At 51.5% G+C, this 20,725-nt stretch carries 18 protein-coding genes; 2 read left to right on the forward strand and 16 right to left on the reverse strand.

Annotation, left to right across the window (positions count from 1 at the left end):
- Positions 1-16 precede the first annotated feature (16 nt).
- The 10 genes from HBA55_RS35900 to HBA55_RS35945 all read right to left on the reverse strand — a co-directional run bounded on the left by HBA55_RS35900 (position 17) and on the right by HBA55_RS35945 (position 11,134).
- On the reverse strand, positions 17-463 hold the full coding sequence (locus HBA55_RS35900; RefSeq protein WP_167000789.1) for a hydrogenase maturation protease: 447 nt from the start codon (positions 461-463) through the stop codon (positions 17-19).
- A gap of 12 nt (positions 464-475) precedes the next feature.
- A complete protein-coding gene (locus HBA55_RS35905; protein ID WP_167000791.1) occupies positions 476-1,780 on the reverse strand; it encodes a Ni/Fe hydrogenase subunit alpha in 1,305 nt (434 codons plus the stop codon).
- Positions 1,773-2,576: an NADH-quinone oxidoreductase subunit B family protein gene (locus tag HBA55_RS35910; RefSeq protein WP_167000793.1), complete on the reverse strand. Its 804-nt coding sequence runs from the start codon at positions 2,574-2,576 to the stop codon at positions 1,773-1,775. Before HBA55_RS35910 ends, HBA55_RS35905 begins: the two co-directional genes overlap by 8 nt.
- A 3-nt stretch (positions 2,577-2,579) precedes the next feature.
- Entirely contained in the window at positions 2,580-4,592 is a 2,013-nt protein-coding gene (locus tag HBA55_RS35915; protein ID WP_167000795.1) for a 4Fe-4S dicluster domain-containing protein, read from the reverse strand.
- Positions 4,585-5,070, reverse strand: coding sequence for a cyclic nucleotide-binding domain-containing protein (locus HBA55_RS37680; RefSeq protein ID WP_167000797.1), 486 nt, complete (start codon positions 5,068-5,070; stop codon positions 4,585-4,587). Before HBA55_RS37680 ends, HBA55_RS35915 begins: the two co-directional genes overlap by 8 nt.
- Before the next feature lie 133 nt (positions 5,071-5,203).
- Positions 5,204-5,656 carry a c-type cytochrome gene (locus tag HBA55_RS35925; protein WP_167000799.1) on the reverse strand — a complete coding sequence of 151 codons (453 nt, stop codon included), beginning with the start codon at positions 5,654-5,656 and terminating at the stop codon, positions 5,204-5,206.
- 48 nt (positions 5,657-5,704) lie between these two features.
- Entirely contained in the window at positions 5,705-6,160 is a 456-nt protein-coding gene (locus HBA55_RS35930) for an ATPase (RefSeq protein WP_167000801.1), read from the reverse strand.
- A 101-nt stretch (positions 6,161-6,261) separates the two neighbouring features.
- The gene (locus HBA55_RS35935; RefSeq protein ID WP_167000803.1) at positions 6,262-7,926 is read right to left on the reverse strand and encodes a formate--tetrahydrofolate ligase; all 1,665 of its coding nucleotides are present in this window, start codon (positions 7,924-7,926) and stop codon (positions 6,262-6,264) included.
- A gap of 1,277 nt (positions 7,927-9,203) precedes the next feature.
- Positions 9,204-9,689 (reverse strand): thioesterase family protein, encoded by a 486-nt coding sequence (locus tag HBA55_RS35940; protein ID WP_206020121.1) that lies wholly within the window; start codon positions 9,687-9,689, stop codon positions 9,204-9,206.
- Positions 9,689-11,134 (reverse strand): MFS transporter, encoded by a 1,446-nt coding sequence (locus HBA55_RS35945; RefSeq protein ID WP_167000804.1) that lies wholly within the window; start codon positions 11,132-11,134, stop codon positions 9,689-9,691. The genes HBA55_RS35940 and HBA55_RS35945 overlap by 1 nt, the downstream gene beginning before the upstream one ends.
- Before the next feature lie 220 nt (positions 11,135-11,354).
- On the opposite strand from HBA55_RS35945, the gene HBA55_RS35950 reads away from it, so the two are divergent.
- Positions 11,355-12,446, forward strand: a complete 1,092-nt coding sequence (locus HBA55_RS35950) for a helix-turn-helix transcriptional regulator (protein ID WP_167000805.1) — start codon at positions 11,355-11,357, stop codon at positions 12,444-12,446.
- Positions 12,447-12,563: 117 nt separating this feature from the next.
- Here the strand turns inward: HBA55_RS35950 and HBA55_RS35955 are convergent, their stop codons facing one another.
- The 5 genes from HBA55_RS35955 to HBA55_RS35975 all read right to left on the reverse strand — a co-directional run bounded on the left by HBA55_RS35955 (position 12,564) and on the right by HBA55_RS35975 (position 19,016).
- Entirely contained in the window at positions 12,564-13,730 is a 1,167-nt protein-coding gene (locus tag HBA55_RS35955) for a CaiB/BaiF CoA transferase family protein (protein WP_167000816.1), read from the reverse strand.
- A gap of 26 nt (positions 13,731-13,756) precedes the next feature.
- Positions 13,757-14,533, reverse strand: a complete 777-nt coding sequence (locus HBA55_RS35960; RefSeq protein WP_167000818.1) for an enoyl-CoA hydratase/isomerase family protein — start codon at positions 14,531-14,533, stop codon at positions 13,757-13,759.
- An 82-nt stretch (positions 14,534-14,615) separates the two neighbouring features.
- Complete coding sequence (locus tag HBA55_RS35965) at positions 14,616-16,802, reverse strand: TonB-dependent receptor (RefSeq protein WP_167000820.1); 2,187 nt, start codon at positions 16,800-16,802, stop codon at positions 14,616-14,618.
- A 246-nt stretch (positions 16,803-17,048) separates the two neighbouring features.
- Positions 17,049-18,215: a CaiB/BaiF CoA transferase family protein gene (locus tag HBA55_RS35970; protein ID WP_167000823.1), complete on the reverse strand. Its 1,167-nt coding sequence runs from the start codon at positions 18,213-18,215 to the stop codon at positions 17,049-17,051.
- A 24-nt stretch (positions 18,216-18,239) separates the two neighbouring features.
- Positions 18,240-19,016 carry an enoyl-CoA hydratase-related protein gene (locus tag HBA55_RS35975; RefSeq protein ID WP_167000825.1) on the reverse strand — a complete coding sequence of 259 codons (777 nt, stop codon included), beginning with the start codon at positions 19,014-19,016 and terminating at the stop codon, positions 18,240-18,242.
- Between the two features lie 275 nt (positions 19,017-19,291).
- On the opposite strand from HBA55_RS35975, the gene HBA55_RS35980 reads away from it, so the two are divergent.
- The gene (locus HBA55_RS35980; RefSeq protein ID WP_167000827.1) at positions 19,292-20,377 is read left to right on the forward strand and encodes a helix-turn-helix transcriptional regulator; all 1,086 of its coding nucleotides are present in this window, start codon (positions 19,292-19,294) and stop codon (positions 20,375-20,377) included.
- 8 nt (positions 20,378-20,385) lie between these two features.
- On the opposite strand, the gene HBA55_RS38275 is transcribed toward HBA55_RS35980, so the two are convergent.
- Positions 20,386-20,589, reverse strand: coding sequence for a 2Fe-2S iron-sulfur cluster-binding protein (locus HBA55_RS38275; RefSeq protein ID WP_420821522.1), 204 nt, complete (start codon positions 20,587-20,589; stop codon positions 20,386-20,388).
- Positions 20,590-20,725: the final 136 nt, after the last annotated feature.

The raw sequence follows: 20,725 nt of genomic DNA on the forward strand, positions 1-20,725 counted from the left end.
CTCCTCCTCGTCTCCTTTAGCTGAACTCACTGATGGCACGCCGAACGCAGTCGACATATGAATCCATGGCTTCTCTGACCGCTGCCGACAATGCATCCCCGGGAGCGAAGTTCTGCCCCTCTATGCCAATAAAACAGCCTTCGGGCAAAGGGCGACCGAGAGCCTGACCCAACTGCAGTGTTTCCGTCGGTCCGAAGCCGTGGGAAGACAGCTGCTTACCCGGACAGAGGTTGTTGAGCAAATCATTAAAGCTCAGTTTCACGATCTTTCCCGGTTGCCCCGTACCCGCCACCACGTCCAGCAAAATCACCGCTTCGTCAACCTCGAGCAGATCCAACAGCTCGGCCCCGGGACGCCCGGCAAACACAATGTCCGCTTTGCAACTCGCCTCAATGGCTTTGGCTGCAAGCAGTGCCGCGCCGTCATCACCGGCGACGTTATTGCCCAGTGCAATAATTCTCACTCTTGTCTCACCTCATAATGTGTTGTCCCAATCAATATCGAGGCGCAAGAAATGCGTGGCGCAGGAAATACAGGGATCGTAGGAACGAATCAACTGCTCACACAGATGCGTTGCCTGTTCGTGCTCCATAGACAGCAACTGTGGCGCAACCGAGACCAGATCCGCTTCGATCTGCGCCTGATTCTGAGAGGTCGGCGGAATAATCGTTGCCTCTTTGACAAGGCCATCTTCGCCTATTTGGTAGCGGTGGTACAGTACCCCCCGAGGCGCCTCGGTAGCACCGGCCGCAACAGCATCGCGCGTCTTGTAAATCTCAAAAGCGGGATCGGGCTTTTGATAGGCGTCAATAATATCCAGGGCTTCAGCAAGCGCGTGGACCAGCTCCAGCGAACGAACCACTATCGATTGATAGGGGTTGCGAACCGGCAGAGCGAGCCCGCATCTTTGCAACGCATCCAGCGCCAGCGGATGCAACTGTTGATGATGTCGGTTAATGCGCGCCATAGGTCCGCAGAGATAGTGCTTTGCGTTTTTCAGGCGGCTGTGCAGTGCGGTGGAATGAGGTACCTGAGTCTCGTTGATCTGGCTGTGAAAGTCGGCCACGGGTACGCTGCCCTGACCACTGATGTGGATGTGGTCCCCCCACTCCAGCGGATAGTCAACGCCGTCGAGGCAAACAAAGGTATAGTCCTGCTCGAACTCCGGAAAGGAAAAGCCGGCTGTCCACTGCACCGTATCCAGCGCATCACTGAGTGCTTGCTGCAGTGCCGGGCGCAAATCGGATAAACTCCGCGGCTGCGGTGCGGCAGTAAAACCGCCCAACCGGACACTGACCGGGTGTATCGCCCGGCCACCCAGCGCGGCGATCAAGGCATTACCGATCTTCTTGATTCGCAACCCCTTTTCAACAAGGTCGCGGTGATCGGCCGCCATTGCCATAGCACTGGCATAGCCCAGAAAATCCGGCGCATGGAGAAGAAAAATATGAAGCGCATGGCTTTCAACCCACTCTCCGCAATAAAGCAGACGCCGCAGTGCACGAATGGACGGTGACGGCACCAAGCCGACGGCATTTTCCAGCGCGCGCACAGCACTCATCTGGTAGGCCACCGGGCAAATGCCACAAATTCTGGCGACGATGTCAGGTACTTCTTCAATAGCGCGACCACGCAGGAGGGCTTCGAAGTAGCGCGGCGCCTCAAATATGTTCAACTGTGATTCGATCACTTTCCCATCTTGGACTTTCAGGTAAAAACGCCCTTCTCCCTCAACCCGAGTCAGCAGATCGACTTTGTAGACCTTTTTTTCGTCACTCATGCCGCTTGCTCTCTTTTTCGAATTCCGGCGAAGCCGCCGTAAACAAGCGGAAGGACCTGAGAATTTCCTGCTCAGACCGACCAATATTTTTCATCTGCGTCGCCAGGGATTCGGTGGCAGCGGATTCCCGCGGACCGAAACACCCGTAGCAACCGCGCCGGAACGCCGGACAAATCGCACCACAACCGGCATGGGTTACAGGCCCCAAACAGGGAGTGTTATCGGTCACCACCACACAGACGGTGCCCCGGCGCTTGCACTCGAAACAGACACTTTCATTTTTGATAGCAGGTGTCCTGCCGCGCAAATAGGCCGTGATCAATTCCAACAATTGACGTTTGTCGATGGGACAGCCACGCAGTTCAAAATCCACCGCCACATGCTGTGAAACCGGGGTGGACGTTGCCAGACTATCAACATACTCAGGTCTGGCATACACCGCTTTTCGGAACTCGTCGAATCCGTCCTCCTCGCCGCTAACGAAGTTTCGCAGTGCCTGAATACCACCGCTGGTGGCACAGGCACCTATGGTGACAAGCACACGGGACTGGCTGCGGATCTGCTTGACCTCTTGCAGTTGCTCGGCGGTGGATACCGACCCCTCGATGATGGCCAGATCAAACGGCCCTTCGCTCCTGGCGGGCGAGACGCCCTCGGGAAAGTGTACGATATCGATTGTGGCGGCCAGCAACAGCAGCTCATCCTCGCAGTCCAGCAGCGTCAGCTGGCATCCGTCACAGGAGGTAAGTTTAAAAACCCCCAACCTCGGTCGCTCTGGGTTTGCGGTCGCCGTCATGGTTCAAAACCCCCGCTTGCCAAACAAAAAAGACAGCTTGTCGTAGCCCAGTACCGGTCCATCTTTGCAGATAAAATAGGGGCCGTACTGACAGCGCCCGCAGTGGCCGGCGGCGCATTTCATGTTGCGCTCCATTGACAGGTATATATGCTCGGGTGGTACCTGTGCATCCAGTAACACCCGGACCACTGCCAACATCATCACCTCAGGACCACACACCAGGTAAAGGCTTTCAACCGGTATCCGCTTGCGGCTCAGAAACGTGATCACCGTACCGACATTGCCGGTCCAGCCGGAGGTACTCTGATCAACCGTCACCGCCACTCGGAACGCCGGGTTTTTGCGCCACTGCTCCAACTCCCGGGTAAACAACAGCGCCTCCGGATGTCGCGCACCGTAGATAAGCCGCAGCCATTCCGTATCCCCATTTCTGCTGCCACTCTCGGCTTGCTCAAGCAGCCGGCGTATCACCCCCCTGAGCGGTGCCAATCCAAGCCCACCCGCGATCACGGTTACCGGTCGGCTCCGCGCCAGTGCCATTGGCCAGCTTGAACCATAGGGTCCACGCACACCCAGCGTGGACCCCGGTTCGAGCCCATTGAGTGCCTCTGAAACATTGCCGACGCTATGAATCGTATGTTCAAAAGCACCGTCGCTATCACCGGAAACTGATATGGGCACCTCTCCGATTCCGGGCAGCGACAGCATATTGAACTGACCGGGCTGATAGTCATAGCCCACAGGCATGGTCAGCGCCAGCGTCGCTACCTTGGGCGCCTCGGTGACCACACCTGCCACAGTAGCCTCAGTAGTCGCAAATATTGGCGTGGTGCTCTCGCCGGCGTCCTGCTCAGTGGCTGGTGCAATGGTTACCGTCTCGCACGCAGGCATAGATACAGGTTCCTCAGCCCCGACCCGTATCGCCGCCACCTCTTCGGTCAAATCAATGCCGACAGGGCACCAGGCAATACAGCGGCCACAACCGACACAGCCACTGGTGCCGAACTGGGATTGCCAGGAAGCCAGTTTGTGGGTTAGCCATTGCCGGTAACGGTCCTTGATCGCGGGCTGGAAAGTAGCCCCATTGATCTTTGAATGCTGCTGCGAAAAACAAGAGTCCCAACTGCGCTCGCGCTGCGGGGGATCATCACCCAGATCCGCCACTTCGTCCACGCTGTAGCAAAAGCAGGTGGGGCACACCATGGTACAGTTGCCGCAGGCCAGGCAGCGTTCAGACACATCCTCCCACTGAGGATGCTCAAGGTTGCCAAACAGCAGCCCTTCTATGTTTTCAGTGTCGAGCTGCCGCCCCATACTCTGCCGACATTGTGCCAATCCGGTGAGCAATGCCTTATGCTCATCCTGACTGGCAGCGGCGAGCGGTAGTTGAGCGACGATACTATCTCCACGCTCACTTCCTGCCTGTACCAGAAAGGTGCTATCCAATTCGGTCAGGCAGATATCGAAACCCGATTTGACTTCCGGACCGGTTCCCATGGAATCACAGAAACAGAGATCTCCCGCCTGCAGGCAGTTAACCGCCACAATAAAATGGCTATGGCGTCGATTGTGATACCCCTGATCAACATACTTACCGCCGATAAAAACCCGGTCTTGAATACCGATGCCAGCCAGATCGCAGGCGCGTACGCCAATAAATGCGGTGGCGACGGTGTGATCATCGGATTGGCGCCACATCCCGGCGGATTCGTCGTAGGTTGCCTGGTGCAGTGTTTCCTTTGCCGGAAACAGGAACTGCTTCCAGGAGTGTGGTCCGACCACAAAGCCAAATGCGCGATCATCCCCGCTTTTTTCCAAACGATAGCGACCCGGTGATTGCCGGTCCGTCCAGCCAATGGGCAGGTCCTTTGTGGTGGCTATGTCATCAAACACGATAGCACCCTCGCTGATCGTCGGCCCCACCAATCGATAGCCCTCTTGGGACAAAACAGACAATAGCGTTTCCAGGCCGGAACGCGGCATCGATTTGTGCACCTGGGTTCCGGAATCAACCATCCCTGCCCCCAAAGATGTCCAGTAATTGCAACCGACTTTCCGAGAGCCGCTGGCCAACGACGACCAGCGCATTTTTCATCAAGCAATATCCGATCACCGGGTCCTGCTCACACAGCTGGCGGATGGATTCCGCCCGGGCTCGTATGAGACGACAGGGCTTCAAGGCACTGACAGTGGCTTGCCAGTCAGTCTCAGGCAGGAGTGCTGACCAGCCGACCAACTGCCCTTTGGAGAGCGTTGATACCACCGTTTCATAGGCGGCTCTTCCCGGAATCGAAACGGATATCGCCACGCGGCCTTCCAAGAGCACGTATAAATAGTCAGCAGACTCGCCATCGCGGATAAACTCCGCGCCGCTGGCGATATCGACCGCAGTGAAGAGAGAGGCTAATGCCTGAAGCCGCTGATCATCAAGTCCCTCAAACAGGCCGAGTTCTCGTATCAGCTCAGTCGTAACGGTGTTTTCAGCGATTTTCACAGACTCCTATGATTGGCCTCGAAATCCCGGAGCCCATGAATCCTCAGATACATCAAATATGGCCAAAATTGGTGATATTTCAAGTGGGCCAGAATGGTCCTGTCTGTGACCTCAGTTGACTGGATCAGATTGCTTAGTAGTAAGGCTGATAGTGAGTCGGCACGTAGGGCTTTATTTCATAGGCACCCTGCAGGAAAGTCACCAAATCGATAAGCTGCTCGACCGTCATCGCCGAGTTGTAGTTAGTCATTTTTGAGCGCTCTCCATCCGCGATCATGGCGTCGGGATAGCCCTTGGCAAGCTTGTGAGAGGGATTTACGATGGACGTCAGCAGCTCGCCATAGGTCTGGATGCGTTGCACCTGCCCCCCAAGCTCGACCGTAACTTCAGGCGACGCAATTTGTTTGATATCGGGTTTGCCGCTAATCACATGGCAGGCGTTACATTGAAGATCCACAAAGGTGGTGGCGCCCTTCTCGGGGTCGCCTTCCGGCAGTGAGAACCCGCGGCCGGATTTGGGGCCCATTTCGCAACCGCTTATCGCCAACAATAGAATTGCAGTGACCAGTACTTGAGCGTATTTCATTGTGGGTCTCCAAAATCAATTTGGAATGGTGAATACTCAACTTTTCAGTTACATCTCCTGCATGCGATTGGCACCCTGTACCATCGTCATAACCTCATGCTCTTCGACGCCCAGTAACTGCGACAGGCATTCCCGTGCGGAGTCGGTTTCAGCGCGTGATTGCAGGTAGCGATAGAGTTCGATGATCTTCTGATGCTGCTCCACCACCAGTTGGAGAATCTGGTCGGTGCTCATGTCCGCCAAAGGCGAATCCACCGTCGGCTCGGTCGTGGGGTTTTTATCCATCCATTCGTAGCACCAAGTATTGAGCGCGGTAATATCACCGGAGTGCTCAAACACCTCCATCTGCTCGGACAGGAGCTTTTCGTGGTCAGCCAGATAACCCAACAGCATCTGGTTGCGCTCGTTGCCACTCTCGATGGATGACTGCATCATGCGCTCCGACAGATGGGCATGGTAGTCGCGGGTCCAGTGAATAATGTCCTTCAGAGTGTCGATTTTCATTGCGTTCTCCGTTTTGGGGAAAAGGAGCTTATACTCTCAGGATAGCATCACTGATTTTGGTTCACTTTGCGGTAAATCAAGATGTTATCAATTTCACCGACCTACTCCATACCTTCAATTTCTCCCCGGCTATTAACCCACATTCGTGTCGCTGCAGGCTCTCTGGGCAAACCTGGCATGCGAAGAATATCACCCGTCAGGACCACCAGAAAACCGGCACCGGCGTTGAGGTGAATCCCCCGCACCGTCACTTCAAAATCCCTCGGTCGACCGTGCAGTGCTGGATCATCGGACAGGGAGCTGGGCGCCTTTGCCAGGCAAATGGGTAACTCCGTCATGCCCAGCTTTTCCAATTGCCGCAGATCTTTCTCCGCTTCCCGGGTAAAGGCTACGTCATCCGCGCCGTACATTTCGCGGCAGACAATACGGATTTTTTCCTGGACCGGTTGATCAAGCTCATAGAGAGGCGCGTAAGCCTCGCTTTTTTGCACCGATGCCATCACTTTCTGTGCCAGTTCCACAGCGCCCTTGCCACCTTCGGTAAAGTGGTTGCTAATGGCAAAGGAAACCGCATCAGAGCTGCAGCGTTCGCGCACCAAAGCAATTTCCGCTTCGGTATCCGAAGCAAATCGATTGAGTGCCACCACAGGATGCTTGTTGAACTTGCAGACATTTTCGATGTGTTTGTCGAGGTTTTCCAAGCCCCGCCGAACAGCTTCAACATCCGCGTCGCCAAGATGAGCCTTGGGCTTACCGCCGTGCATTTTCAAAGCTCGCACCGTTGTAACCAGCACCACCGCATCCGGGTCAATGCCACCGAGACGACATTTGATATCAAAGAACTTTTCCGCCCCTAAGTCGAAACCAAATCCCGCTTCGGTGATGGTCCAATCGGCGTGGTGCATAGCCATACGGGTCGCGATGAGGCTGTTGCAGCCGTGGGCAATATTGGCAAAGGGACCACCGTGTATCAGTGCCGGCGTGCCCTCCAGGCTCTGTACCAGGTTTGGATGTATTGCATCGCGCAAAAGGGCCATCATTGCACCGGTGACCTTGAGTTGACTGGCAAATACGGGTTCATTGTCGTAGCTGTAGGCAATCAGAATACGATCGAGACGCGCTTTCAAGTCATCCAAATCCTCTGCCAGACACAGAATCGCCATTACCTCTGAGGCGGCGGTGATATCAAATCCGCCCTCCCTGGGAATACCCTGGTTTTTGCCGCCCAGTCCCACGACGATATGCCGCAGACTGCGGTCATTCATATCCATTACCCGTCGCCACAGGATCTGCCTGGGATCAATGCCCAGGGCATTACCATGGAAAAAGTGGTTATCGATAGCCGCAGACAGCAGGTTGTTGGCGCTGGTGATGGCGTGAAAGTCACCGGTAAAATGCAGATTAATGCGATCGGCTGGCATGATCTGACTGTGCCCGCCGCCGGTAGCTCCGCCCTTCATACCAAGGCAGGGGCCAAGTGAAGGTTCGCGCAAGGCCAGGCACACCGATTCGCCGAGCTCGGTGAACGCCTGACCCAGTCCAATGCTGGTGGTGGTCTTGCCTTCTCCCGAGGGGGTGGGGGTAGTCGCCGATACCAGGACCAGACGTCTCTTGGTCACCGTGGATGACTTCAGGGCGTTGAGATCCACTTTGACGACGTCGCGGCCACAGGGGACCAGGTGCTCTTTCTCGATACCCAACTTTGTGGCTATATCGATGATGGGCTGGGACGAGTACTGGGCTGCTATTTCGATATCGCTGGGCACGGGACAATCCTTTCTGATGGTTTCGACAGTTGTTCGAAAAGTATAGCTGCCCTGGGCCTGCCTGCGACCCTTGAGGAGATCCAATGATAAATCTGATTTTTCCGACAACTGTCCAACTGCATCAGGAGCTGTCTGTCGCTGTCGCCTTGTCGGAACGCTAGTAGAAACAAGGTGAATGTTAACAGCAAAGGGATCTACGTTGCGTGCCCTGACAATATTCAGCGTGATTGCGTTGTCCTACTCGGTATATAGTTTGCCAACGCGCCACTGGATATCGTTCGTTTATCTCGGCAGGTACGAGCCCAAACATAGGCGAGTGCTTGGGCCGTTTCGGGCATTGGCGCCATGTCTGCTAGCGGTGGCGTAATTGGTTGCTGTAGAGCAGCCGAGGCTGTTCTTTTATGAGTGCGGATTGAATTGTAAGGATGATATCCGGTGTGAGGCAGTGGTGCTCTGGAGTGACCAAAACGGAATGATTAATAATCGATCCCCCAATAGCGGAAAATTCAAAACGACAAATATGAGCTAGAAGAAATACCGGCCTGTACCCAAAGCGGGACGACTTAACTTTGGATCAGACTATCTTATCCGGTGCATCAACCGATATATCGATTTCAAAGACTGAAATGTAGAGTGGCGCGCTTACGCGAAGGTACTTTGCTCTATGTTCAGAGTTATAAATACAAGCAGATTGAATATTAAACTCCTTTAGAAGCCGTCGAACCAGGGTATCCAGTTCCAGTAGGGATTTGGATAGGTTGTTGTGAGCACTTGAAATGGCAATGCTGAACATTGCTGCCATCATATTCCTGTGAGTACAATCAGAACCAGGAAAGCTCTGTTTAAGGGGCGCGCTGAAACCGATAGTAGCCCAACACCTCGAGCCAGTGCGAGTGAGGTTTGCTTAACAGTACCTCCGCCGGTGACTTGGCCCTTCGCTCCACTCTGGCACCGCGAATTACTCTCTCGAGGTTTCTAATTCATGAATCACGAAATCGTATAGTTCTCGGCGCTCTTCCGGTGTGGGTCCTGCCTTGTTCAGAATGCTGCGCTCTATCCGGCGCTTAGTGACCGATAACTCGTAGATCACGTTATCGAGACTGTTATCCGACGGGGTAAATTCCTTATCCAGTGCAATCTGCAGAGCCTTAGCTTATCTGCCGACAAATTTCCGTCTTGTGTTGTTCTCCTGGGCGGTACGGGTCATTGGGATAATGCGGCTTTATAGCTGAACCCCTGAAATGATGAAGAATTTAATCAATCGTGCGACTTAACCGCTAATGAGGTTTTTGACACAAGAACTGGTAAGGAATCTCCGCATCAGCCGCCTCCAGCATTGCCGGCGTGTAACTGCTGACAAACTCCGGGGGCATGCGGCAAAGTTTCCCACTGGACATCAGCGTACAGACACCCAGCCACCGTCCTTTGAGCAGCAACGCCTGGTCCATTTCCCTCGTAATCAGGAATCGACGTCCCAGACTCAGGCGACTGTCGCCTTTTACCAACCATGTTGCGATACAGAGATTCTCTCCGAGGTAGGAAGGTGCCAGGTAGTTATATTCGGCCACGCTAACAACAATTGCACGATCCAGCTTCTGATACATCTTAAGGTCAATTCCCAGCGCACAGGAGTGCGCCCAGGCTGCACGCTCGCAGATCCGGGCATAGGCCAGATTATTGGTATGCGACAGTGCGTCGATATCTTCTTCCCTGACCTGCTGTTGCAGAGTGAAGATACGAGGATCACAGCTCGCGAGAAACACTATTCTTGGCCCGCGCAGGAATAGTGTTCACGAGCTTTCAGATTTCGATGTATTTCCTTCAGTTGTTCCTGAGTCATCGAAAAGCGGAAAGTAAACAGCCAGGAAAGCATGAATAGAGGCACGGAGCCTAGGACGATGGCCCAAACCAGACCAGTCAATACTTCCGGCGGCACCGCGTCTACCGACACACTGCTATCAAGTCCAATCAAATCAAGCGCAAACCCGCCATAAAGTGGCCCGATTGAATGAGCAAGTTTGGCGTTAAACAGCAAAACGGAATAGATGCCGCCTTCCTGTCGTGTACCTGTGCGCAGCTCCAGCTCGTCGGTCAAGTCAGCCGCAAGCGAGAATGTTGACACGACACGCATCATCAGAAAGCACTTTAGACCACCAAATTGCAGAGCCAGTAGCGATACCACCAGCCAGTGACCATTTTCAGGCAGCACATCAAGTTCCCGAAGCGGGAACAGCCAAACGGTATTGATCATAGCCGCAATAAGTGTGTACCGAATCACTTGGTGCTTGGGCCACAATCTGCCAATGAACTTTTGCGCGTACATCCCCGCCGGCACGCCAATTAGAACCCCGACGCCAAAAACGGTGCCAAGCGTATCGGAGTCGACTTCCCAATAATACGTATAGGCAATTACATTGAACGCATAGATGGCGCCATAGGCGGCGGCCGCACTCATGTCATAGCAAAGCAGGTTGCGGAAATTTGCGCTGTGGAATGTGGAAAAGAAGTCACCGATCAAACCGCGCATGCCACTTGAGTGGGGAGCACCGGTTGTTTGCAGTTTATCTTTGTCGATGAACCCCCAAATGCCTCTGATGGTAATCACAGAAAATACAACAACAATCAATGCTGACATCAAACCAAAATGCGCATAGTTTTCAGCAACGAAGAGGCCTTCGACACCGTCTGTCTCACTAAACAGGAAATACAGACTGATAGCGGGTAAAAAGCCGCCGGTCAAATACATGAGGCCAGCCCGAACATTCAACAACTGGCTTCGATCATGGTAGTCCTGTGTAATCTCAGGCACCATCGCCAATTGAGGAATGCTGAACAGCGTCATCGCTGTGCGTAGCCAAATAGAAGTACCCAAAAGCCAAATGGCCAGATAGGTAGAGTTGGCTGCGACAAAATCGGGTGGTGAAAACAGGCCGATCAAACCGAGTGGCATAAGGATGACACTAACTGCCATAATCGGCAGGCGACGCCCCCAACGGCTGGAAAAACGATCCGAATACATCCCAACCATTGGATCTGAAATCGCATCCCAGGCGACGCCAATCGTGAGCATCAACCCCGTTACCGTACCACTCAATCCTAAGACCTGAGTGTAGTACAGCAGTACAAAGGTAGAAAAAGCCGCCTCTTTGGTAGCAAAAGTTATTCCACCAGCACCGAAAATTGCCCGTTTTCTAACAGATAGACTCAAAACAAAACCCTCTCGTTTATTCTTATCATAGCGGCGCTACCATGTCGCATTGCAATGGCAGGGGAACATCTGCCTATGAAAGTATTGTAAACTGAATGCTAACCTACTATGGCGCCAATACTTGCCTTGCCGGAACAACCTTTTGTTGCATCAACACTATCTGTCTATGATGTGACAATGAAAAACTTGATCGCTTTGTTATGAGTGGTATGGTATCTGAATGAGCATGCTTAACGAAAAAGACATTGCCGTCACCGCTAAGGCTTGTGAAAAGTACTACAATTTCAGCCGCGATGGGGCCCTTACTGATATTTGTTATAGCAATGACCCTCCACTGGGACCGCCGCTGCTCGACCAAGGTCACGATAATATCAACTACCCTTTGCTGCTAGAGCTGCTGCATTATTGGCAAAAGGAAGGCAGAACTTCCCGATTTATTCGCTTTCGGCAAGAGGGGGTGCGCGATAGATATTACCATTTGCTTGGTCCCAGTCTCCTAATGGGGGTGTTTGATGGTGAGGTAAACGCAGGTAGAAAACCGGTTCCCCTGTGGTTGAACGGCCTGGCTTTACTCAGGATCAATTTGCACGGTGATGTAGGTTATAACATTGGTCCAGACCTGCTTGACTTGAAAGAGGCTGTTGGATTATTTAGCTTTGGTGAGGAGGTCCCCCTCACTAAAAACTTTTACAGTGAAGAACCAGAAACCGGTATATCTATATTGGTTAATCCTAAATGGCTCAGTGAGAAACTGGATGTACATCAAAGTCAATTGACCGATTTGATGTGTGAAGAAGGTGAAACGGCAGGCTCCATTACCCGGTTGATGCGTCTTGATGGCAGATTGATGGATTTAGTCAACCAACTACTGCATATAAACACCGCCAACCCTTTGTATTTCCTGGAGGTGGAAGCACTCACCCTGCAGCTGCTGTTCCAAAGCTTTAATCTGCTCATTGCTCAGTCCAGGGAGGGTTACCAGGCTCACAAACTGAAAAAGTTGGACGTGGAGAAGCTTTTCCAGGTACGGGAATTACTCGAAACCTACTATACGAACCCCCATTCGCTGGATGAACTTAGTCGCGAAATTGGTCTTAATCGGCGTAAGCTCACGGAAGGGTTTAAGGGGTTATTTGGCACAACTGTTCATGAGTATTTACTACGTCAACGAATGGCCAAAGCTGCGGAAATGCTCCGTCAGGGGGTGTCCGCCAAAAAGGCAGCTTACCAGGTGGGCTATATGGAGCAATCCAGTTTCACCCGTGCCTTTAAACGCCATTATGGCGTATTACCGAGAGAATTCTCCGTTTAGCAAAATAACATGTCTGCGATGACAGGGTGTTGTTCACGTTGATGCACTGGCCACTGACTAGAGTACGAAACAAAAAACGCCTTCGTATGAGGGCGTTTTTTGGAGCGTACCGTGCGCTTAAACAATAGTTTTCTGTTGAGCTAATTCATTCACCTGTCCGTCCGTTAAACCCAGCCAATCCTGAAGCACCGCCCTGTTATCTCCCCCCTTGCGCGATGGCGGATTCTTGGGCCCGGTTTCCATGCCAGAGAAGCGGAAAGGTGTATTTAGCACCGGAATTTCACCGGCCTCTGGGGAATCTATATTAACCACCATATTGCGATCCCGTACCACCGGGCTGCTCATCACTTCAGCTGTACTCTGTATCCTGCCGAAGGGGACATCGTATTCTTCGAAAATTTCACAAGCTTTATCTATGGTAATATCTGCAGCCCAATCGCGGACATATTGCCGGTAAGCGGGGTAATTTTCCGTAAGCCTGGTAAGATTACTGAACCTCTCATCTTGCGCCAGATCTGGCCGCCCGATAGCCTCAATGACCCTGCGAAAGGGTATCAACAGTGAAGCCGCCATGTAGCCATCCTTCATTTTGAGCGGGGGTTGACCTGGAGTATCGGACTCAGGCTTCTCACCACCTGTAAACACATGTCGCTGCAGCGTGGTATCATTACAGGCGATCATACAGTCCATCATGGCGATATCAATAAACTGACCCTCACCGGTTATCTGCCGATTAAAAAGTGCCGCCAAAATGGCAATGGTGGCATTCAGTGATGTGTTTGTATCCGCGTAGGAGATGGGCATCCCCGGCACATTACCATCCGCTCCGTCCATATTGCCAAACGCATAATCCAGTCCGCTCAGTGCGTGGACAATGTCCGCAAAGGCCGGGCGGTTGGCGTATTCACCAGTCTGGCCAAAGCCTGAAATAGAGCAGTAGATAACGTCCGGGTTGATTTCCCTTATGGTTTCATAACTAAGGTCCATCTCAGCCATGGTGCCAGGGCGAAAATTCTCCAGAATCACATCGCACTCTGCAGCCAACTTCTTAAGCAGCTCAATACCTTCTTCGGTGCGATAATCCACTGAAATACAACGTTTTCCCGTATTAAACTGTGTGAAGTAGCAGGAAAATTCTCCTCTGAATGTATAACCAGACCGGGTCTGATCCCCGCTTACCGATTCGACTTTGACGACTTCGGCACCCAGATCCGAGAGCATTCTTGAACAGAATGGACCGGACAAAACACGGCTGAAGTCAAGAACCTTTATTTTGTGAAGCATATTTATACCTTTGATGTGAGCAATCGTTACCTGTTTTTCCAGACCGGCTTACGCTTCTCTGCAAAAGCAAGCGGACCTTCAACGGCATCTTCGCTGTCCCATACTTTCTTGAAAACGGTCTGGGCCAGCTCATCCCCACCACCACCAGGCAACTCCATAAACTTGCGGTAGTACTCTTTGTGGGCACGGGTATCAATCGGTGCATTGGCAACCACCATATCGGCAAGCTCAATGGCCCGTTCCAACAGCTTTTCGCGCGGTACAACTTCGCTCACCAGTCCCATGCGAAGTGCCTGTTCGCCGGAAATAACCACGCCAGTCAGGCCCATATACAGGGTATTTGCCAGGCCAATATCCCAGCTGGTAGGGGCGCGATAAGGAGGAGCAATACTCCATCGTGATTCTGTGCATCCAAACTTGGCACACTCAGAGGCAATGTGAATATCTGAGTACTTAAGCCCAACGGACATGCCGGCTCCCAGGCAATACCCCTGGATAGCCGATATAATGGGCTTGGGGCTGTTTCTCAAAGCACTGTAATAATCGTCTTCGTACAGCACCTTTCCGCCAGTCTCCTGTTGGTGATCGGAAAGCCACTTAATGTCGCCACCGGTACAGAAGTTATCGCCTTTACCACTGAACACGCAGCACCACAGGTCGTTGTCGTCATTGTATTTTTCAAAGGCTTCTTTTAGCTCACCAAAGACCTGCAGATTCATGGCATTCATCTTTTCAGGTCGGTTGAAGGTAATGAAAGCAATTCTTCCTTTCGTTTCAAACAATACAGTTTTTTCTTCGCTCATTTCGTCGTTATCTCCTAATAAATCAGTTCGCGAGGGGTTCGGGAACTCAGTCGTCCCGTCACCCCTACCCGGCAGGGAACCCTTAGAACCGCAGCGTAAACTCGACGCCGTAGTCCTCTGGTTTGTTGAATGAGCGATAGTGTGGTGAGCGGCCAATATTGAAGGTGGTATACGCCGTCCTTTCGTTAGTAATGTTCTTACCATAAAGCGCTAAAGACCAGTCCTGTGCTTCCACACCAACCCGGAAGTTTATGAACTCCTTGGGAGTAATGTCGTAGGTGGTCACGAATGGATCCTCGGGCGTCGCTGGAACGCTCAGTGAGAGGTACATCTCACCCTGATACCTGTAATCCGCTCTTGCAACCAGTTCCAGACCATCATCGAGAGGGTGGTTGTACTGCAGGGCCACATTGGCAGTCTTGTCAGGCGCCGCCGGGGTCGACAAGCCTCCGGAGTCTTCAATCTCAGAATCAAGATAGCTGAGTCCCACCTCCAGTAGCCATTGGTCGGTCAATTTGCCAACGAACTCTACCTCGGCTCCGAGCAATTCACTTTCCGGGATATTGACAGTACGCCTAAACGGCGGTTCATCCGTGCCATCTGAGGTTTGCTGTTGTGAATAGTCCGTATAGAAAATAGAACCATTCAAGGTCATCCGACCATCGGCCAATGTACTCTTGAATCCTACCTCGTAATTATCTGAGGTTTCTGGTGCCGCTAAGCTTGAGGTATTGAAGAAGCCCGTTCGGAACCCTCTACCCGCGCTGCCAAAGACAGTAAGATCTTCACTGACGTCAAATGAAACCTGAACCTTGGGCTGGAACTCAGAATCGGTCACTTCCAGCTCGTCAACATGGAGCCCGTTGCTCGGATCAATTATGCCGCCGGTCGGCTGGCCTGTGGCCGGGTCGACTTCAATGGTGCTGTAGGTATTTTCATCCCAGCGCGCTGCCAATGTGAGCTCAATCCGGTCGGTGATGTCCCAGTTAAACTGACCATAGACACCCCAAAGATTGTCTTCTCGATCATCTTGCTGGTTCACAAACTGAGACACGGTGCCGGGAACCGGCCCCACGATGCGCCCGAGTGAGAGCAGATTGGTGTACTCACGGTGCAAGTACTCTGCACCCACCACCCATCTGAAATCGCCATCGCCGGTTGAGGTCAGACGAATATCCTGGCTGAACGTTTCGATATTATCTTCCGTATTCTGGAAGTTGTCGATCGATTGGCCAGCTTCCGCACCACTGCCAAAAACTGGCCCCAGGAAGGTATCGTCAAACGGAGGGTTTGCCCAGGAGATGGTGCCATATACTTCCTGTTCAAGGTCGCTATAGGCAGTCACGCTTGACAGTACCGCGCCCTCAAACTCATAGTCGACTTTTAAAGCTGTTTCAAAGAACTCACGGGTTTCACTGCCGAGGATGCCCCGCTCCAGCCTGGCAACAGAGCTGCTAAAATCATTGACATACTCAGGGCCGGGAATTCTGTCTTGTGTTACCGCACCTGCCTCAATATCCGTATAGGCTATCCTGTAGTCTAGAGTCAGGTCATCTGTCGCTTTGGATATCAAGCGAAGACGAACGACCGTCTCTTCTTCAAAATCTACATCATCGCCATCCGCATCATCGATAAGGCCATCGGTATCAAGGTAGTTTAGATTCAGGCGGTACAGCAGTGACTCACCTGAGCCCAGGGGGCCAGATGCAACCGCCTGAACGGTTTTTCCATTACCTTTGCCTAACCCCAACTTGACCGCATATTCAGGATCCTCCGTTGGCGCTTTTGTAATTACGTTGATTGCACCCGCAATGGCGCCGGCACCATAGAGACCACCTTGTGGACCTCTCAAGATCTCGATACGCTCGATATCGGTAAGAGAGGCCCCGTTCAAGGCGTCTTGCGAAGAAGCTTTGACGCCATCAACAATATAGGTTACCGGTGCCCAGCCATTTTGAGCACCGGTAATCCCACGGACGGTAAGCGATGTAGAGCCTGCTCGAAAACCTTCCCGTAGTATGATGTTAGGCGACAGGTTCACATAATCTTCGAGCCGGGTAACACTTGCGGTTTCCAGCTTTGTTGAGTTGAATACGGTAATGGCGTCGGGCACATCTTGAAGGCTTTCGCTGCGCTGTCGAGCAGTTACTACTACCTCTTCTAATGCGTCAGCCGTTTTTCCCGATTCATTCTCTTGTGCAACCGCCGAGCCGGCACCAACAACGGTCGCCATCGCCGCGGCGATACTTAATTTTGGGAGCTTATTCATGGCTTTTACTCTCATCTGGTGAATTTTTTTTATAACCAAATCCCTGCCACAGATTATTTCATAGATATCACCGCTGAAACTCAATGGGTTGTCGTTGCTGATATTGCTTCTGCAATTTACCAGCAACCATCATTGAGCTCTGGGTCAAGGACTAGATATAACCATACTATTTAATTGATTTGGCAGGCGGAGTTTCATTTGTCAGATCGGGACTATCTCTTGTTACAGTGGTACGAATTGATGATTTTAGAAAATCGTATCGGTTTTTTTCAACTCATCAACCTGCTCACTGGTCAAGCCAAGCCAATCCTGGAGAACCTCTTTATTGTCACCCCCCTTGCGAGAAGGAGGACGCTGCGGCCCGGTTTCCACACCCGAGAATCTAAACGGTGTGTTCACTACCTTCACATCACCCACGCCTGGCAACTCAACATCAACCAGCATATTTCTCTCGCGCACTACCGTACTATTAACCACATCAGCGGTAGTTTGAACTTTACCGAAAGGAATCTCATACTTTTCAAATATTTCGCATGCTTGCTCCACTGTCGTTTTGGCAGCCCAGCTGTATACGATTTCCCGGTAATCACGGTAATTATTGTAAAGATTGATAGGCGGATTGAATCTCTCATCCTCCAACAGATCCGGGCGCCCGATAGCCTCAGCAACTCTTGGAAAAGTCAGCACCAAAGAAGCGGCCAGGTGCCCATCTTTCATTTTAAGAGGCGGCTGGGCAGCTGGAGGGGGAGCGTCGTTCAAGCCATCTGAAAACACATATTTCTGAATGGTTGAATCGTTAGACGCCAGAAGACAGTCTATCATCGCGATATCAATATACTGACCTTCGCCGGTATTCTTGCGGTTATACAACGCAGCCAAAATAGCAATTGCAGCATTCAGCGACGTATTGGTATCGGCGTAGGAGATGGGCATCCCCGGAGGATTTCCATCCGCACCATCCATACTGGCGCCCGCATATTCAAGCCCACTCAGAGCGTGGACAATATCAGCATAGGCAGGGCGATTTGCGTACTCCCCAGACTGGCCGAATCCTGAGATAGAGCAATAGATGATGTTTGGATTAATCTCCTTCAAGGTTTCATAGCCAAGTCCCATTTCCGCCATGGTACCTGGACGGAAATTTTCCAGAATGACGTCACATTCAGCAGCCAGCTTTTTCACCAGATCGACACCCGCTTCACTGTGAAGGTTTACACTAATGCATCTTTTCCCCACATTAAATTGCGTGAAATAGCAAGAGAACTCGCCCTTAAACGCCATCCCCGTACGAGTGCCATCACCGGATTTTGATTCAACCTTGACAACTTCAGCCCCCATGTCGGCAAGCATTCTTGAACAAAATGGACCAGACAAAACGCGGCTCAAGTCGAGCACTTTTACATCTTTAAGCATATTGATACCCTTTTTGAGCAACTCTTACTTGTTCTGCCAGACCGGCTTGCGTTTCTCCGCAAAGGCTTTTGCACCTTCCACGGCATCTTCGCTGTCCCATACTTTCTGGAAAACGTCCTGTGCCAACTCATCTCCCCCGCCGCCTGGCAATTCCATAAATTTCTGAAAGTATTCCTTATGGGCTCGTACGGATATGGGGGCATTTTTGCAGATCGTCTCTGCAAGCTGACTCGCTCGCTCCAACAACTCTTCCCGAGGCACCAGCTCATTCACCATGCCCATACGCAACGCTTCCTCGCCACCAATAATCTTGCCGGTAAGCGATAGATACTTGGCGTTATTCAAACTGACATTCCAGGGCAGAGGAGCACGATAAGGAGGGGCAATACTCCAACATACGTCCGTCATTCCAAATTTTGCGTCCTCGGATACCACCTGAACATCGGCATACAGCAGTCCGATGGACATACCCGCCCCCATGCAGTAACCTTGAATGGCTGATACGATCGGCTTTTCGGACTCCTTCATAGCCTTATAGTACTCTTCCTCGTACAGTACCTTCTCACCCGTTTCCGCTTGATACTCGGCCAACCACGCAATATCGCCACCAACACAGAAATGATCGCCGTTACCGCTAATTACCGCACACCAGAGATCATCGTCAGCATTGTATTTTTCAAAAGCTTCTTTAAGCTCTTCGAATACCGACCCATTCATGGCATTCATTTTTTCGGGTCTATTAAAGGTAATAAAGGCAATTCGTCCCTTTGTTTCGAAAAGCACAGTCTTCTCGCTACTCACTGATATCTCCCAAAAAATCGGTTTTGCATAAAGTCAACTCACAAAGTCAGGCTTTTAATATATAAGCGCAGACAAGCGGATACTTGCCTTGCCGGAACCATCTTTTGTCTCAACGACACTTCAGCGACTCCTGGCACAAACGAAGAAGCGGCCCTACTAATGCGACACCCAAAGAGGAGCATGGCACACTTTTTGCTTTATCAACTTATAACTCTGGGTTCTATATAATATTTTTTACCTTGTCGGCCTTTTAACTTCAGTGCTATCGTTGTCTTATGAACAGCTCTCACGACATCCATGACATCGCCAAACAATGCGAAAACTGGCTTAACACCAGCAGACAGGGTGCGCTGACCAATATTCACCTCAACGATAATGCCCATCTGGCGCCACCACTCTTCGATGCGGACCGCAATATTGTTAATCTTCCACTTCTTCTGTCAGTGTTTGATCAGTGGCAGCAGCAAGGTAAGATCACTCGCTTAATTCATTTCTACAGACAAGCGGATCAACACAGGCTATTTCATCTATTGGGCTCCGACCTGTTGATGTGGACCTATGATCAGGAGGAAACCAAAGGCAAGTACTTTAGCCCCATTTGGCTCTCTGGCTGGGCACTGCTGAAAATAAATCTTCATGGCAGTGTCACCTACGACGTCGGTGATGAGCTGTTGGATCTCAACCAGGCTGCCGCATTTATGGTTTACGGCCAGGACGAACCGATCAATAAAAATGTCTATAGTAACGAGCCTGAAACCGGGGTATCGATTCTGTTTAACCCCAAATGGCTCAATGAAAAGCTGGGTAGCCAGCAAAGCGAATTGATGCGTTTTTTGCGCAGAGATGAAGACACTAAAGACTCCATCACACAGCTGTTCCCGGTTGACGGAAAATTAGTTGACTTGGTTCGCCAGCTCCTGAAGCTGGATCCGGATGACTTCCTGTATCTACTGGAGATTGAAACAATCTCCACCAATATATTGCTCCAAAGTATAAAGATGCTGCGAGAACAATCGGCAACGACTGGCAGTGCCCACAAATTCAGAAATCAAGACATCGACAAACTCACCAACGTCAAAAGTCTCCTGGAGTCAGATTATAGCCATCAATTTTCTCTGGATTATCTCAGCCGACATGCTGGCCTTAACCGGCGTAAGTTAACCGAGGGCTTCAAAGGACTGTTCGGCTCTACCGTCAATGAGTATTTGTTGCGCCAGCGTATGATTAATGCTGCAGACATGTTGAAACAAGGAGTATCCGCTACAGAAGTTGCTCATCAAGTAGGCTACAAGGAGCAGTCCAGTTTTACTCGGGCTTTTAAGCGCTATTACAACATTCTGCCGAGGGATTTTGCCACCTGAATTTTGGCCTAACAAGCAGTCAATTCGATAGTTAGTTCATCCGAATCCGGTTTCGCACTGCACAACAACACCTGTTGCTCAGCGGGACTGTGAGTCAGGCTGTGCTCATAGAAGACATCGCCTTGTACCAGGCTGGCACTGCAAGATTGACATACGCCAATTTTGCAGGCGTGTGCCGGTTTGAGTCCAACGGATTCAGCAAGCTCCAACAAACTTAGATTCCCCCTGTGTCAGGATAGATGTCACCCCCTAAATTGTTGAAAACTTGAACAGGGGGCTGATGAGGAATGAGTGAAACACTATTCACCAGAAAGGAAAGAAGCGGTACTTAAGAAGCTGTTGCCACCA

It is taken from the genome of Pseudomaricurvus alkylphenolicus (assembly GCF_011683955.1).
Lineage (GTDB): Bacteria > Pseudomonadota > Gammaproteobacteria > Pseudomonadales > Cellvibrionaceae > Pseudomaricurvus > Pseudomaricurvus alkylphenolicus.

Coding starts and splice junctions, on each gene's coding strand:
- HBA55_RS35915 (WP_167000795.1), bottom strand. CDS start 4,592: ATGGTTGATTCCGGAACCCAGGTGCACAAATCGATGCCGCGTTCCGGC.
- HBA55_RS35980 (WP_167000827.1), top strand. CDS start 19,292: ATGAACAGCTCTCACGACATCCATGACATCGCCAAACAATGCGAAAAC.
- HBA55_RS35965 (WP_167000820.1), bottom strand. CDS start 16,802: ATGAATAAGCTCCCAAAATTAAGTATCGCCGCGGCGATGGCGACCGTT.
- HBA55_RS35910 (WP_167000793.1), bottom strand. CDS start 2,576: ATGACGGCGACCGCAAACCCAGAGCGACCGAGGTTGGGGGTTTTTAAA.
- HBA55_RS35955 (WP_167000816.1), bottom strand. CDS start 13,730: ATGCTTCACAAAATAAAGGTTCTTGACTTCAGCCGTGTTTTGTCCGGT.
- HBA55_RS35925 (WP_167000799.1), bottom strand. CDS start 5,656: ATGAAATACGCTCAAGTACTGGTCACTGCAATTCTATTGTTGGCGATA.
- HBA55_RS35960 (WP_167000818.1), bottom strand. CDS start 14,533: ATGAGCGAAGAAAAAACTGTATTGTTTGAAACGAAAGGAAGAATTGCT.
- HBA55_RS35970 (WP_167000823.1), bottom strand. CDS start 18,215: ATGCTTAAAGATGTAAAAGTGCTCGACTTGAGCCGCGTTTTGTCTGGT.
- HBA55_RS35950 (WP_167000805.1), top strand. CDS start 11,355: ATGAGCATGCTTAACGAAAAAGACATTGCCGTCACCGCTAAGGCTTGT.
- HBA55_RS35905 (WP_167000791.1), bottom strand. CDS start 1,780: ATGAGTGACGAAAAAAAGGTCTACAAAGTCGATCTGCTGACTCGGGTT.
- HBA55_RS35930 (WP_167000801.1), bottom strand. CDS start 6,160: ATGAAAATCGACACTCTGAAGGACATTATTCACTGGACCCGCGACTAC.